The sequence below is a fragment of the Kineosporia succinea genome (genome assembly GCF_030811555.1).
In the GTDB taxonomy this organism is placed as follows: domain Bacteria; phylum Actinomycetota; class Actinomycetes; order Actinomycetales; family Kineosporiaceae; genus Kineosporia; species Kineosporia succinea.
In genome coordinates, this window is sequence record NZ_JAUSQZ010000001.1 from 6,241,064 (window position 1) to 6,253,101 (window position 12,038).

At 71.6% G+C, this 12,038-nt stretch carries 15 protein-coding genes; 4 read left to right on the forward strand and 11 right to left on the reverse strand.

The window, feature by feature from the left end; genetic code table 11:
- Position 1: 1 nt before the first annotated feature.
- Complete coding sequence (locus tag J2S57_RS27565; protein ID WP_307248266.1) at positions 2–751, reverse strand: SDR family oxidoreductase; 750 nt, start codon at positions 749–751, stop codon at positions 2–4.
- 125 nt (positions 752–876) lie between these two features.
- On the opposite strand from J2S57_RS27565, the gene J2S57_RS27570 reads away from it, so the two are divergent.
- Positions 877–1,509, forward strand: a complete 633-nt coding sequence (locus tag J2S57_RS27570) for a TetR/AcrR family transcriptional regulator (RefSeq protein ID WP_307248268.1) — start codon at positions 877–879, stop codon at positions 1,507–1,509.
- 77 nt (positions 1,510–1,586) lie between these two features.
- Here J2S57_RS27570 and J2S57_RS27575 read toward each other — a convergent pair whose 3' ends face one another.
- Together J2S57_RS27575 and J2S57_RS27580 are read right to left on the reverse strand one after the other, a co-directional pair.
- The gene (locus tag J2S57_RS27575) at positions 1,587–2,429 is read right to left on the reverse strand and encodes an RICIN domain-containing protein (protein ID WP_307248270.1); all 843 of its coding nucleotides are present in this window, start codon (positions 2,427–2,429) and stop codon (positions 1,587–1,589) included.
- A 414-nt stretch (positions 2,430–2,843) separates the two neighbouring features.
- On the reverse strand, positions 2,844–3,755 hold the full coding sequence (locus J2S57_RS27580) for an alpha/beta hydrolase fold domain-containing protein (RefSeq protein ID WP_307248272.1): 912 nt from the start codon (positions 3,753–3,755) through the stop codon (positions 2,844–2,846).
- Between the two features lie 56 nt (positions 3,756–3,811).
- On the opposite strand from J2S57_RS27580, the gene J2S57_RS27585 reads away from it, so the two are divergent.
- The gene (locus tag J2S57_RS27585; RefSeq protein ID WP_307248275.1) at positions 3,812–4,351 is read left to right on the forward strand and encodes a MerR family transcriptional regulator; all 540 of its coding nucleotides are present in this window, start codon (positions 3,812–3,814) and stop codon (positions 4,349–4,351) included.
- A 50-nt stretch (positions 4,352–4,401) separates the two neighbouring features.
- Here J2S57_RS27585 and J2S57_RS27590 read toward each other — a convergent pair whose 3' ends face one another.
- Complete coding sequence (locus tag J2S57_RS27590) at positions 4,402–5,028, reverse strand: PIG-L deacetylase family protein (RefSeq protein WP_307248277.1); 627 nt, start codon at positions 5,026–5,028, stop codon at positions 4,402–4,404.
- On the reverse strand, positions 5,025–5,816 hold the full coding sequence (locus J2S57_RS27595) for a sugar phosphate nucleotidyltransferase (RefSeq protein WP_307248280.1): 792 nt from the start codon (positions 5,814–5,816) through the stop codon (positions 5,025–5,027). Before J2S57_RS27595 ends, J2S57_RS27590 begins: the two co-directional genes overlap by 4 nt.
- A gap of 207 nt (positions 5,817–6,023) precedes the next feature.
- Here J2S57_RS27595 and J2S57_RS27600 point away from each other — a divergent pair, with 207 nt between their 5' ends.
- Positions 6,024–7,319, forward strand: a complete 1,296-nt coding sequence (locus tag J2S57_RS27600) for an MFS transporter (protein ID WP_307248282.1) — start codon at positions 6,024–6,026, stop codon at positions 7,317–7,319.
- A 113-nt stretch (positions 7,320–7,432) separates the two neighbouring features.
- Here the strand turns inward: J2S57_RS27600 and fgd are convergent, their stop codons facing one another.
- Both fgd and ald read right to left on the reverse strand, forming a co-directional pair.
- The gene (gene fgd / locus J2S57_RS27605; protein WP_370882713.1) at positions 7,433–8,431 is read right to left on the reverse strand and encodes a glucose-6-phosphate dehydrogenase (coenzyme-F420); all 999 of its coding nucleotides are present in this window, start codon (positions 8,429–8,431) and stop codon (positions 7,433–7,435) included.
- Positions 8,428–9,537 (reverse strand): alanine dehydrogenase, encoded by a 1,110-nt coding sequence (gene ald / locus J2S57_RS27610; protein ID WP_307248286.1) that lies wholly within the window; start codon positions 9,535–9,537, stop codon positions 8,428–8,430. The genes fgd and ald overlap by 4 nt, the downstream gene beginning before the upstream one ends.
- A 146-nt stretch (positions 9,538–9,683) precedes the next feature.
- Here ald and J2S57_RS27615 point away from each other — a divergent pair, with 146 nt between their 5' ends.
- Entirely contained in the window at positions 9,684–10,196 is a 513-nt protein-coding gene (locus tag J2S57_RS27615) for an Lrp/AsnC family transcriptional regulator (protein ID WP_307248288.1), read from the forward strand.
- A 6-nt stretch (positions 10,197–10,202) separates the two neighbouring features.
- Here J2S57_RS27615 and J2S57_RS27620 read toward each other — a convergent pair whose 3' ends face one another.
- Genes J2S57_RS27620 through J2S57_RS27635 form a run of 4 tightly spaced genes read right to left on the reverse strand, consistent with a single transcriptional unit; the run spans position 10,203 to position 12,038 of the window.
- Complete coding sequence (locus J2S57_RS27620; RefSeq protein ID WP_307248291.1) at positions 10,203–10,484, reverse strand: putative quinol monooxygenase; 282 nt, start codon at positions 10,482–10,484, stop codon at positions 10,203–10,205.
- Positions 10,481–11,497: an LLM class flavin-dependent oxidoreductase gene (locus J2S57_RS27625; protein ID WP_307248293.1), complete on the reverse strand. Its 1,017-nt coding sequence runs from the start codon at positions 11,495–11,497 to the stop codon at positions 10,481–10,483. The genes J2S57_RS27620 and J2S57_RS27625 overlap by 4 nt, the downstream gene beginning before the upstream one ends.
- The gene (locus J2S57_RS27630) at positions 11,494–11,772 is read right to left on the reverse strand and encodes a TIGR04076 family protein (RefSeq protein ID WP_307248295.1); all 279 of its coding nucleotides are present in this window, start codon (positions 11,770–11,772) and stop codon (positions 11,494–11,496) included. The genes J2S57_RS27625 and J2S57_RS27630 overlap by 4 nt, the downstream gene beginning before the upstream one ends.
- Complete coding sequence (locus tag J2S57_RS27635) at positions 11,769–12,038, reverse strand: TIGR04076 family protein (protein ID WP_307251125.1); 270 nt, start codon at positions 12,036–12,038, stop codon at positions 11,769–11,771. Before J2S57_RS27635 ends, J2S57_RS27630 begins: the two co-directional genes overlap by 4 nt.

Sequence of the window (12,038 nt, forward strand, 5' to 3'; positions counted from 1 at the left end):
CTCAGACCTGGGTGGCGCCGCCGTCCACGTACAGGGCCGAGCCGGTCATGAAGCTGCTCTGGTCGCCGGCCAGGAACAGCACCGTGGCGGCGATCTCCTCGGGCCGGGCGAGGCGTCCCAGCGGGACGGCGGCGGCCATGCCCTCCTTGAACGCCGCGGCCTGGTCGGCGGGGATGAGCCCGTTCAGGCCGGGGGTCTGCGTCGCGCCGGGCATCACGGCGTTGACCCGGATGCCCCGCCCCTTGAGCTCGTTCGCCCAGGTGCGGGTGAACGAGCGCTGGGCGGCCTTGGTCGCCGAGTACAGGCCGAACGCGGGGGCCCCGATGTCGGCGTTGGCCGAGCCGTTCAGCACGATCGAGGCGCCGTCGTTGAGCACCGGAAGGGCCTTCTGCACGGTGAAATAGGTTCCGCGCACGTTGATGTCGAAGTGCTGGTCGAACTGCGCCCCGGTGCTCGCCTCGAGGGTGACGAACTCGCCGATCGAGGCGTTGGCGAACAGCACGTCCAGTCCCTGCCCCCGGGCCCGGATCGCGTCGTAGAGCCGGTCGAGGTCGTCGAGATCCGAGATGTCGGCGACCACCGCGGTCGCCGAGCCGGCCCCGATGACCTCGACCGCCTCGTCGAGTGTGCCCTGACGGCGGCCGGTGATGAAGACGTGGGCCCCCTCGGCGGCCATCCGCACCGCGGCCGCCCGTCCGATGCCCGTGCCCCCGCCGGTGACCAGGGCGGTCTTGCCTTCGAGCTGTCCCATGTCCATCGCTCCCACACGCGATCCATTTCCGCATCGATTGATGCGGAAGTAGGACCGTAACACTTCTGCAGCGATCGATGCAGAACTTCCGCATCGGTCACTGCAGAAGGGCGTAGCATGCGGGGATGGCGACCAGGAAGGACACGCGGCAGACAGCGATCGGGCGGCCCCGGGCGTTCGACACCGACGCGGCGCTCGAGAAGGCCATGGTGTTCTTCTGGGCGCACGGCTACGAGGGGGCGAGCCTGTCCGGCCTGACCAGGGCCATGGGCATCTCGACCACCAGCATGTACGCGGCCTTCGGCAACAAGGAGGAACTCTTCCGCAAGGCCCTGCAGCGCTACAGCGAGCATCCCGACTCGTACCTGGAGCAGGGCCTCGACCAGCCCACCGCCCTCGAGGTCGCCACCGCAATGCTCAACGGCGTCGTGCGCGGCACCACGCGGCCGGACATGCCCTCGGGCTGCCTGGGCGTGCAGAGCGCCCTGGTCACCGGGGAGGGGGCCACCGGCGTGCGTGACCTGCTCGTGCAGTGGCGCACCGGCATCTACGACCGGCTCCGGGAGCGTTTCGAGCGGGCGGTCGCCGAGGGCGATCTGCCGCCCGGCACCGATCCGGGCGTTCCGGCCCGCTACCTGGCCACGCTCGTGGCCGGTGTCGCGGTGCAGGCCGCCGGGGGCGTGCCCCGCGAGGACCTGCAGGCCATGGTCGACGCGGCGCTGCTGAGCTGGCCCCCGGGCGGCCGCTCGCCCGGCTGAGAGTGCCCCGGCGGGAACGGCCCTCGTCCGTCACGGCTCTCGCGCCGGTGCGACGAGGGGTTACCAGGGGCCGGGAATCAGGCCTTCCGGAAGGTCCACAGGTGGTCGTCGCTGGGGTCGCAGGTCCACAGCTGCATGTTCTTGCCGACGGCCATGTCGGTGCCGTCGGCGACCCCGCCCTGGACCTCCAGGCACAGCTGCGACAAGGTGTTGACCACGAAATACTGCACGAGGCCGTTCTTCACCCGGCCGCTGTTGCGCAGCGTCCACTCCTGGTTGTCGGTGCTGCTCGGCTCGTAGCAGATCGTCGCGCCGACACCGTCGCCCTCGACCGGGGTGCCGCCACCCGGAGGGTCGAGGCACAGGCCGCCGGAGGAGTCCTTGATCTGGAACACCGGCACGCCGTTGACCGTGCGGGCCCGCGCGATCTGGACCCGCACGGAGTCGGCGCAGTTCTGCTGGGTGCTCGTGGTGCTCTCGGCCATCGTGCCCAGGCACCGCCCGGTCACCCCGTTGACCAGCCGGTAGTTCACGCCGATGGCGGCCTTCACCGGCGCCGGCGTGGTCTTCCTCGTCTCCCGGGTCGTGGGCTCCTGTGCCACCGGCACGCCGGGCGTGGTGGCGGTGACCGTGCGCGTCCTCGTCGCCGGGGCCTTCGCCGGCTCGGCCTCCTGCGTCTTCTCGGCCCGGGCGGACGCGGTCGGCACCGTGGTGGGACGGGCCGTCGCCTTCGCGCCGGGGGGCTCCACGGGCCCGGCGACGAACGTGACCTCCTCGCCCTTGACCTTGCCCCCGACGGTCTGCGCCACGGTCGCGGTGATCGCGGCGACACCGACCGCGACGAGGGCGACGCCACCGATCACGGCCCAGGAAAAAGGCTTTCGGGGACGCTCGGAAGAGGTGGGCTCGTCGTTGCTCATCGGTTCCCTAGTCGGAGTAGCGATGCCGGGCGCACGCGGGCCGGAATCGGTGGGCCGGGACAGGTACGGTTCCGCGACCTCCGCCGGAGGGGCCGCTCGTCACTTTGCGCACAATATAAGGACGAAGTGACCACGGATCCAGCCCGGTTCGGGGACTCGTCGGCCGGGGAGGGGCATTTTCCCGGAAAGGGCTGCGAGGCAGGCGGTTCGGGGTGCCAGAGGCAGGGGCGGGTCAGGGCAATCCCCACGCCCGATCGCCTGGTGCACCGGTGAGCGGGTGACGGGCTGTCGGGGATCAGGTCCGGGCGGCCTCGGGCACCGACTCGCCGGAGTCCCCGGGAGAGCTGGGGCGGCCCGAGGCCACCACCTGCCGGCCCCACGAACCGGCCGCTCGGCGCCGTCCGGGTCAGGGAGTCACAGCGACCGCATCACCGCGATCCGCCGCTCGATCACGTCGGGCCGCAGACCGGGCGCGAAGTGGTCCCAGCCGTGGATCAGGCCCGGCAGCACCTGCAGTTCGGCGTCGACCCCGGCGGCCCACAACCGCCGGGCCCAGTCGATCGTCTCCTCACGCAGCGGGTCGAGCGCTCCCACCTCCAGGTAGGCGGGGGCCAGGCCGCGGAAGTCCCGTAGCCGGGCCGGGACCACCGTGGCCGGGGCGTCCCCGGCGTGGTCGTCACCCAGAACGGCCCGCCAGGCAGTGGTCTTCAGCGGGTACAGGTCCGCCGCGAAGGGGAGAAGGTGCGGGTCGGGCTCGAGCTCCTGGTTGTCCAGCAGCGGGTAGACGAGGATCTGCCGGGCCAGGGGGAGGCCCTCGTCGCGGGCACGCACGGCCGTTCCCGCAGCCAGGGTCGCCCCGGCGCTCTCACCCCAGACCGCGATGCGGGCCGGGTCCACCCCGAGCTCCGCCGCGTTCGCGATCAGCCAGGTTAGGCCCGCGTACACGTCGTCCGTCAGGGTTCTCGACTCCGGGGCCAGGCGGTACTCGACCGAGAGCACCGGCACGCCGGACGCTTCCACGTGCCGGGCGATGAACGGGGCGAAGTGCTCCACCTGCCCGGCGACGAGGCCGCCGCCGTGGGCGTGGACGAGGGCGGCACCGGTTAGTCCGCCGACGGGGACGAACCAGTGCAGCTCGAGGTCGTGCCCGTCGCCGGTCGTGGTGGTGAAGACCTTCCGGTCGACATTCGCCGGGGGCAGGCCGGCGGTGATTGCCGGGTACATGGCGGCGACGGTGTCGCGCCAGGACTTCCAGTCCCCGGCCCGGTGCGGCGGCAGGGGTTCAGCGGTGCTCAGGACGGCTGCGAGGTCGGGGTCGAGATTCATGTCGCCGGACGCTAGGACCTAGAGTCGACTCTAGATCAAGTCGACGGGAGTGACGGATGCACGACGGCCTGAGCATCGGCGAGGTCAGCGAGCGCACCGGTATCGGCGTGCACGCGCTGCGCTACTACGAGCGGGAGGGGCTGCTGCTGGGCTCGGTGGCCCGCGGTGACGGCGGGCGGCGCCGGTACTCGTACGAAGACGTGGAATGGCTGCGCATGTGCAGCCGCTTCCGGGCCGGCGGTATGCCTCTGGCCGACATTCGGCGATACACCGAGCTGGTGGCGGCCGGGCCGGGCAACGAGGGCGAGCGCCTGCGGCTGCTGCGCGAGCACGAGGCCCGGGTGCGCGCCGAGATGGACGCGCTGGCAGAGAGTCTCGCGGTGATCGAGTACAAGTCCCGGCTGTACGCCGAGCACGTCGAGGCGGGAACGGCCTCCACCCTGTGGACCGGTGAGACGCTGTCGTGCATGGCCAGTGCGGCGCAGGGGGCACGTGAGCAGGACCGGTCGGCGCCGCGGGCGTTTCGCTCGGCACCGTCTCCCACGCCCCGTCCGTCAACCTCGACCGGACGAACCCCTTCGACGCGTACGCCGTGACCCTCCCCACCTGAACTCCGGCGAGAGTCCGGGGGCCGAAAGAGTTCTCGCTACAGGCCGAGCACGAGCTTGTCGCACGTGAAGGCCTCTGCGTACCGCGCGCGGCACTCCATGCCCCGCAGCCGGGCCAGCCCGAGGAACATCTCGTCGTCCCACCAGTCGCGCCCGTGCTGCGAGGGGTACACCTCGTTCAGCAACGCGACCTTGCGCCGCGCCACCTCGTCGCTCATCGGCACGTACACCGAGCGGCGGGTGAGATCACCGTCCCACTTGGGAATCTCGTACTGCAGGTGCACCGAGTCCCGCCACACCGTCGGCGCCATGGTGCCCAGCAGCCGGTGATCCTGGTGCAGATCGGTGGCCGACGGGGTGAGCACCAGATCGGGCACCGGCCCGGCGACCGACTCCAGGACGTCCTTCACCGTGCCGGCGTGCTCGGGAAGACGCCCGTCGGGCAGGCTTTCGGCCCGGAAGGTGACGTCGGCGTGCCCGAGGAAGGTCGCGGCCGCCGCCCGTGCCTCCTCGTGCCGCACCGGGCTGCCGGTGAGCACGAGGTACCGCACCTGCACCCCCGCGGGCAGGGCCAGCAACAAGCCGCCCGCCCCGATCTCGATGTCGTCCGGATGCGCCCCGACCACCACCACCGACCGCAGCTCACCGATCGTGAAGGGCCTCACAGCGGCACCGTCGACAGGGCGCCGTCCCGTGCGCGCACCTCGTTCTCCCACACCATCCACGGACGATGCCCGCGCCAGTACAGGTCGTCGACCTCGGTCTGGTCGCGCACCGTGTCGATCGCCCGCCAGAACCCGGCATGGCGCCGCGCCACGATCTGCCGGCTCTGCGTCAGCCGGGTCAGCGCCTGCGGCACCAGGTCCTCGCCGGGCCGCAGCGCGTCGAAGATCTGCGGCCGGAAGATGAAGTAACCGCCGTTCTGCCAGGGCACCGCCGAGCGCAGCGAGACGATCCCGGAGATGCCCCCGTCGTCGTCGATCTGCACCGCGTGATGCGTCAGCACCGGTTCCACCGCCAGCAGACTCGCCACGGCACCGGAACGCCGGAAGTCCCGCACCGCCGTCTGCAGATCCGCGTCGGTCAGGGTGTCGGCGTAGTTCGCCAGGATCAGCTCGTCACCCTCGACGAACTCCCGCACCCGCAGGAGGCGCTCGCCGATGCTGGCGTTCATCCCGGTGTCCACGAGCGTGAGCCGCCAGTCGCCGTGCTCCCGGGGGAGTCGGAGGTGGGGCCCGTCGGGCCGGGCCCCCTGCTCGAGGAACCAGTGCTGGATGGCCCGCGCGCCGTAGCCCAGGCACAGCACGAACTCCCGCACCCCGAAATGCGCGTAGTACCGCATGATGTGCCAGATCATCGGCTGCTCGCCGATCCGGGCCAGAGGCTTGGGCGGGCTGTCCGGGCTCTGCCGCAGGCGCGTGCCCTGACCCCCGCAGAACAAGACGGCCTTCACCGCTCACCTCGGCCTGAAGTGGGGGCGTCGCGGGGCACACCTGACGGCATGGTGGGTCACTGTCTCCTGAACGGGGCCGGTCTGCCGGTGGGCAGTCCCTTCGGGCAACGGCGCGACAGCGCCGCGACTTGAGCCTCAGGGTGGACGACGTGGTCGCCCGGCCGGCACGGGCCACCGTCCGCGCACCGAACGAGCTACGCTCCCCGAATGTCCGACAACGTCCGCCTTCCGCTGTGGGCGGGCCGGACGGCCGCGCTCGCGGGCATCGTGCTCGTGGCGTTCACCCTACGCCAGGCCGTCGCGGCCATGTCCCCGATCCTCGGTGACATCCGCACGGACATCCCGATCTCGACCCTCGGTGCCGGCCTGCTCGGCACCCTGCCCCCGATCCTGCTCGCGATCTCCGGGTTCGCCGCACCCCGCGTCGCCCGCCGCCTCGGCCTCGACGGCGGCATCGTCCTCGCCCTGCTGCTCATGACCCTCGGCCACCTCGTGCGCGCGTCCGCCCCAGGGTTCGCCGCGCTGCTCGGCGGCAGCGTGATCGCGCTGACCGGCACCGGTCTCGGCAACGTGCTGCTGCCCCCGGTCGTGCGGCGGTGGTTCCCCGACCGGGTGGCCCTGCTGACCGCCGTCTACGTCGGCGTCGTGGGTGTCAGCACCGCCGTGCCGGCCGCGCTCGCCGCCCCCGTCGCCGAACGCGCCGGCTGGCGGTTCTCGCTCGGCATCTGGGCGGTGACCGCGCTCGTCGCACTCGTGCCGTGGACCGTCGTCGTGGTGCGCGAGCGCCGCCTCCGGCGTTCCGACGAGGTCCCCACCGAGCCCCCGGCCCTCCTGAGGGGGCTGTGGCGCTCGCGGGTGGCCGTATCGATCACCGTCGTCTTCTCCACCAGCACGGTGCTGACCTACGCGGCTTTCGCCTGGCTGCCCGAGATCCTCGGCGACGTCGCCGGTTCCACCCCGACCGAGGCCGGTGTCCTGCTCGCCGTCACCGGCTTCGTCAGCACGCCCATCGCCCTCGTCGCACCCCTGCTCGTGACCCGGCTACGCCGTCCCGCCGCACTGATCGCCGCCGGCGTCGCGTGTTTCGTGCTCGGCTACCTCGGTCTGCTGCTCGCGCCCGCGCCCCTCACACTGGTGTGGGTACTGCTCATCGGCTCGGGTTCGATCCTGTTCCCGGTCAGCCTCGTGCTCATCAACGACCGCACCCGCACGCCCGGCGGCACCGTCGCCCTGAGCGGCTTCGCCCAGGGGGTCGCCTACGGGTTCGGTGCGCTCGGCCCGCTGGTCGTCGGTCTGCTGCACGACGTGAGTCACGGCTGGACTCTGCCCCTGCTGTTCCTGCTCGCGGTCGCCCTGGTGGCGGCGGTCCCCGTGTTCACCCTGACCCGGCCGGTCTTCGTGGAGGACGACCTCGGGCGGGCCGGTGGGCGGCGCCTCAGGAGCCGTAGACCTCCACCCGGAGGTCGAAGTTCCCCGAGCCGTTGCCGGGACTGTCGTCGTTGATGCGGACGAACAGCTTGCTCCCTGCCCGTGGACCTGATGCCCGTGGCCGGGACCGACGAGCGCCGAGGTACTCACCCACCCGCCCGGGGAGGCGACCACGGCGTCCTGAAATCTCAGAGCGCACGCAGGGCGGGCGCCACGTCCTGGGTGAACTGGGTCAGGAAGCGTTCCTGGTCGTTGCCCGGCCCGTGGAAGACCAGGTGGGTGAAACCGGCGTCGGTGTAGCTCTTCACGGCCGCGACCACCTCGGCCGGGTCGGACGCCACGATCCAGCGCTTCGCGACCTGCTCGATCGGGAGCTCGTCGGCCAGGCGGGCCATCTCGACCGGGTCGTGGACCGAGGCCTTCTGCTCCGGCGAGAGCGACAACGGCGCCCAGAACCGGGTGTTCTCCAGCGCCCGGGCCGGGTCCTCGTCGAACGACAGCTTGATCTCGATCGTGCGGTCGATGTCACCCTCGGAACGCTCCGAGAGGGCAAGGCCCTCGCGCAGAGCCGGCAGCAGCGTCTGGGAGTACAGGTCCATGCCCTTGCCCGAGGTACAGATGTACCCGTCCCCGGCGCGCCCGGCGTACTTGGTCACGCCCGGGCCGCCACCGGCGATGTAGATCGGCACCGGCTGCTCGGGACGGTCGTAGACGGTCGCGTCGTGCAGCCGGTAGAACTCGCCCTCGAACGTGACCCGCTCGTGCGTCCACAACTGCCGGATCAGGCGCACCGCCTCCCGAAGACGCGCGAAACGCGTGCGCGGCTCGGGGAACTCGACCCCGACCGCGGTCTCGTTCAGCGCCTCACCGGTGCCGATCCCCAGGATCACCCGCCCCGGCGCCAGGCACCCCAGCGTCGCGAACGCCTGCGCGATCACCGCCGGGTTGTACCGCAGCGTCGGCGTCAGCACCGACGTGCCCAGCTGCACCCGCGACGTGCGCGCGGCCACCCACGGCAACCACACCAGCGCCGAGGGCGCGTGCCCGTCGACATGCCGCCAGGGCTGGAAATGATCCGAGATCCACACCGAGTCCAGACCCTGGTCCTCGGCCTGCACCGCGAAATCGGCCAGCTGTCCGGGAGCGAACTGCTCCGCCGACGCCTTGTAGCCCAGCTTCACGGTCAGCGGGCCAGGACGTCGACGTGGGGGAGGCCGTGCGCCTGCGCCACCGGTGCGTAGGTGAGGTCACCGGCGTGCGTGTTCAGGCCCCGGGCCAGGGTGGCGTCGGCCCGCAGGGCCTTCTCCCAGCCGTGGTCGGCCAGGGCCAGGGCGTAGGGCAGGGTGACGTTCGTGAGGGCGTTGGTGGACGTGTTGGCCACCGCGCCGGGCATGTTCGCGACGCAGTAGAAGACGGTGTCGTGCACGGCGTAGGTCGGCTCGGCGTGGGTGGTCGGGCGGGAGTCCTCGAAGCAGCCGCCCTGGTCGATGGCGATGTCCACCAGCACGGCGCCGGGACGCATCCGCGAGACCAGGTCGTTCGAGATCAGTTTCGGCGCGCGGGCACCGGGGACGAGCACGGCGCCGATCACCAGATCGGCGTCCAGCGCGGCCTTCTCGACCTCGTACGCGCTCGAGGCGATGGTCTGCACCCGGCCGCCGAAGATCCGGTCGGCCTCCCGCAGCCGGTTCACGTCGAGGTCGAGGAGCTGGACGTCGGCGCCCATCCCGACCGCGATCGTGGCCGCGTTCAGGCCCGAGATGCCCGCTCCGATCACGACCACCCGGGCGGGGCGCACGCCGGGCACGCCGCCGAGCAGCACACCCCGCCCGCCGGCCGAGCGCATCAGGTGCTGCGCGCCGACCTGGGGGGCGAGGCGTCCCGCGACCTCGCTCATCGGCGCCAGGAGAGGCAGGGCGCCCGAGGAGGTCTGGACGGTCTCGTAGGCGATCGCGGTCGTGCCCGCCGCCAGCAGGGCGTCGGTGCAGGGCCGGGACGCGGCCAGGTGCAGGTAGGTGAACAGGGTCTGCCCGGCCCGCAGGTGACCGTACTCGCTCTCCACCGGCTCCTTGACCTTGAGCACGAGTTCGGCCGCGCCCCAGACCTCCTGGGCGGAGCCGGCGATCTTCGCGCCCGCCGCCTCGTAGTCGGCGTCGGGGATCGACGAGCCGGTGCCCGCCCCCTGCTCGACGAGCACGTCGTGACCCCGCAGCGTCAGTTCGCGCACCCCGGCGGGGGTGATGGCGACGCGGTACTCGTGGTTCTTGATCTCCTGGGGAACTCCGACCAGCATGCTGTGCTCCGTTTCAGAGGGGGGACCGGGTGGGGGAGAGCATGCCCCGCGGTTTCGTTACGAGGTTGTTTCGCCGAACAAGATTTGGCGATAAGGACCTACCCTGGTGGAGTGTTCGAGAATGGCCAGGTCAGGGAGTGCTCGTCGTGAACAATCGTCGATCCGTGCAGGGGCCGGTCGAACTGGACGACGTCGATCGCCAGATCCTCGACGTGCTGGCCCGCGACGCTCGGGTGGCCAACAGCACGCTGGCCGGGATGGTCGGGGTGGCGCCGTCCACGTGCCTGATGCGCGTGCGCCGTCTGCAGGAGACCGGCGTCATCAACGGGTTTCGCGCCGATCTGTCCCCCGAGGCGCTCGGGCGCCCGCTGCAGGCGCTGATCGCGGTGCGGCTGGGCACGCCGTCACGCAACCGGGTCGGGGCGTTCGCCCGGGAGATGGCGGCGCTGCCGGGCGTGCTCAACGTGTACTTCCTCGGGGGCGCGAACGACTTCCAGATCCACATCGCCGTCGAGACACCGGGCGCCCTGCGCGATTTCGTGGTGGAGCACCTGAGTGCCCGTCGGGAGGTCGCGTACACCGAGACGAACGTGGTGTTCGAGCATCTCAGCGGGGGAGTCGCGGCGAGCGCACCGGGGGCGGATCCCCACCCCCGGTGACGGTGCTCAGACGTCGTACTGGGTGAATCCGGGCGGGGCGGCCGCGGCGCCGCTGATGAACGCGGTCCAGGCCACGGTGTGCGGCTGCAGCTTGTGCGTCTCGTGGTCGTCGGCGGTGTCCCAGATCTCCAGCAGGCGCAGGTTCTCGTCCTCGCCGAGCTTCCACGACAGCTGGTACTCCACACAGCCGTCTTCCTGTGCGCAGAGCTTCTGGAACGTCGCGCCCTCGGCCGTGACCTCGGCGACCCGCTCGGGGGTGACGCTGATACCGCCGTGAACGATCCTCATGGGTGTGCCTTTCCGGTGAGCCGCCGCAGGGCCGGCAGCACGGTGCTGCCGATCAGCCGGACGGCGGAGGTGGGGTCGGGGCCCATCGGCGGGCCGAACGAGATGTGCCGGACCCCGGCGTCGATCAGCTGGGCGCACTGCTCGATCACGTCGCCGGCGCCGCCGACGATGCCCAGCTGCAGCATGGAGTCGGTGACCGACGCGACCGCGTCGTCCTCGCGTCCCTCGAGCATGAGCTTCTGGGTGCGCGCGAACTCCTGCGGGTCGAGGCCGTTGGCCGCGAGCGCGTCGGTGGACAGGGAGCCGCTGTAGAGCGCGATGTGGCGCGCCATCAGGGTTCTGGCCTCGTCCCGGTCGTCGGAGATGCTGGCCCACACACAGGCGGCGACGTCGAGGTCGTCGATGGTGCGCCCGGTCTTGGCGGCACCGGCCCTCAGTTGCTCGACCACCCCGTAGACGTGACGCGGCGGCAGGCACAGCGGCAGGGCGCCGTCGGCGATGCGGCCGGTCAGGTCGAGCATCTTCGGGCCCATCGCGCCGATGTAGATGGGGACGGGACGGTGGTAGCGCAGGCGGGCGTTCGGCGTCCAGTGCTCGCCGGTGCCGGGGACGCCCGCGGGGGTGCGCCCGTGGGTGAGCTCGCGGATGGCGAGCACGGCTTCACGGGTGCGCACGACCGGTTTCGGCGGGGTGATCCCCGCCCAGCTGAAGAAGACGTCGGAGCCGGCGCCCAGGCCGAGCAGGAAGCGGTCGCCGGAGATCTCCTGCAGGCCGGAGGCGAACATGGCGATCTGGGCCGGGTTGAGCGAGACCGGGTCGATGACGCCGGACCCGAAGCGGATGCGGGTGGTGCGCAGGGCGATGGCGGCCAGGGTGACGAGGCCGGGTTCGCCGAACAGGTCGTTGCCGGTCCAGACCTGGTCGAAGCCGGCTTCCTCGGCCAGGAGCGCCTTCTCGACCACCGGCATCACGCCCTGGCCGCCGATGCGGATGCTGAAGGTCAACTCGCTCATGCGTTCTCCGGGGTGACGGGCTCGACGCGGATGTGCAGGTTCTCGGGCGGGTCGGGGCAGGCGATCAGGGGACGCCCGGTCAGGTAGGCGTCGGGCGTCGCGGTGTCGAGGTGGCCGAGGACGGCGGGGATCACGGAGGCAATGGCGAAGTAGCAGAACCGTTTTCCCTCCGGGACGGTGAGCCCGGTGGGGGACAGCTCGAACCAGTCGCCGACCTGCAGGGCGCAGGCCGAGTAGTTCATGTCCTCCACGGTGCAGCGGACGGTGACGCTCACAGGGCCTCCAGTCGCAGGACGACGTTCTCGGTGGCGTCGGGACAGGTGAGGTACGGCTTGCGGGCGAGCCAGTCGTCGGCGGGCAGGGCGTTCTGGCGCATGCCGAGCACCGGGATCACACCCATGAGAGCCAGTGGGCAGAAGGGCTTCCCGTCGGTGGACAGGCCCGGCCCGTCCACGTCGACGCTGTCGCCGACCCGGATCCCGCAGCGTGGTGCGTCGGCCCGGTCGACGACGATGCGGACCCTCGGCGAGGGCGGGAGCAT

What these genes read in the sequence shown, in the direction of transcription:
- J2S57_RS27565 (WP_307248266.1), bottom strand. Translation starts at nt 751, where the DNA reads ATGGGACAGCTCGAAGGCAAGACCGCCCTGGTCACCGGCGGGGGCACG.
- J2S57_RS27570 (WP_307248268.1), top strand. Translation starts at nt 877, where the DNA reads ATGGCGACCAGGAAGGACACGCGGCAGACAGCGATCGGGCGGCCCCGG.
- J2S57_RS27575 (WP_307248270.1), bottom strand. Translation starts at nt 2,429, where the DNA reads ATGAGCAACGACGAGCCCACCTCTTCCGAGCGTCCCCGAAAGCCTTTT.
- J2S57_RS27580 (WP_307248272.1), bottom strand. Translation starts at nt 3,755, where the DNA reads ATGAATCTCGACCCCGACCTCGCAGCCGTCCTGAGCACCGCTGAACCC.
- J2S57_RS27585 (WP_307248275.1), top strand. Translation starts at nt 3,812, where the DNA reads ATGCACGACGGCCTGAGCATCGGCGAGGTCAGCGAGCGCACCGGTATC.
- J2S57_RS27600 (WP_307248282.1), top strand. Translation starts at nt 6,024, where the DNA reads ATGTCCGACAACGTCCGCCTTCCGCTGTGGGCGGGCCGGACGGCCGCG.
- ald (WP_307248286.1), bottom strand. Translation starts at nt 9,537, where the DNA reads ATGCTGGTCGGAGTTCCCCAGGAGATCAAGAACCACGAGTACCGCGTC.
- J2S57_RS27620 (WP_307248291.1), bottom strand. Translation starts at nt 10,484, where the DNA reads ATGAGGATCGTTCACGGCGGTATCAGCGTCACCCCCGAGCGGGTCGCC.
- J2S57_RS27625 (WP_307248293.1), bottom strand. Translation starts at nt 11,497, where the DNA reads ATGAGCGAGTTGACCTTCAGCATCCGCATCGGCGGCCAGGGCGTGATG.
- J2S57_RS27635 (WP_307251125.1), bottom strand. Translation starts at nt 12,038, where the DNA reads ATGCTCCCGCCCTCGCCGAGGGTCCGCATCGTCGTCGACCGGGCCGAC.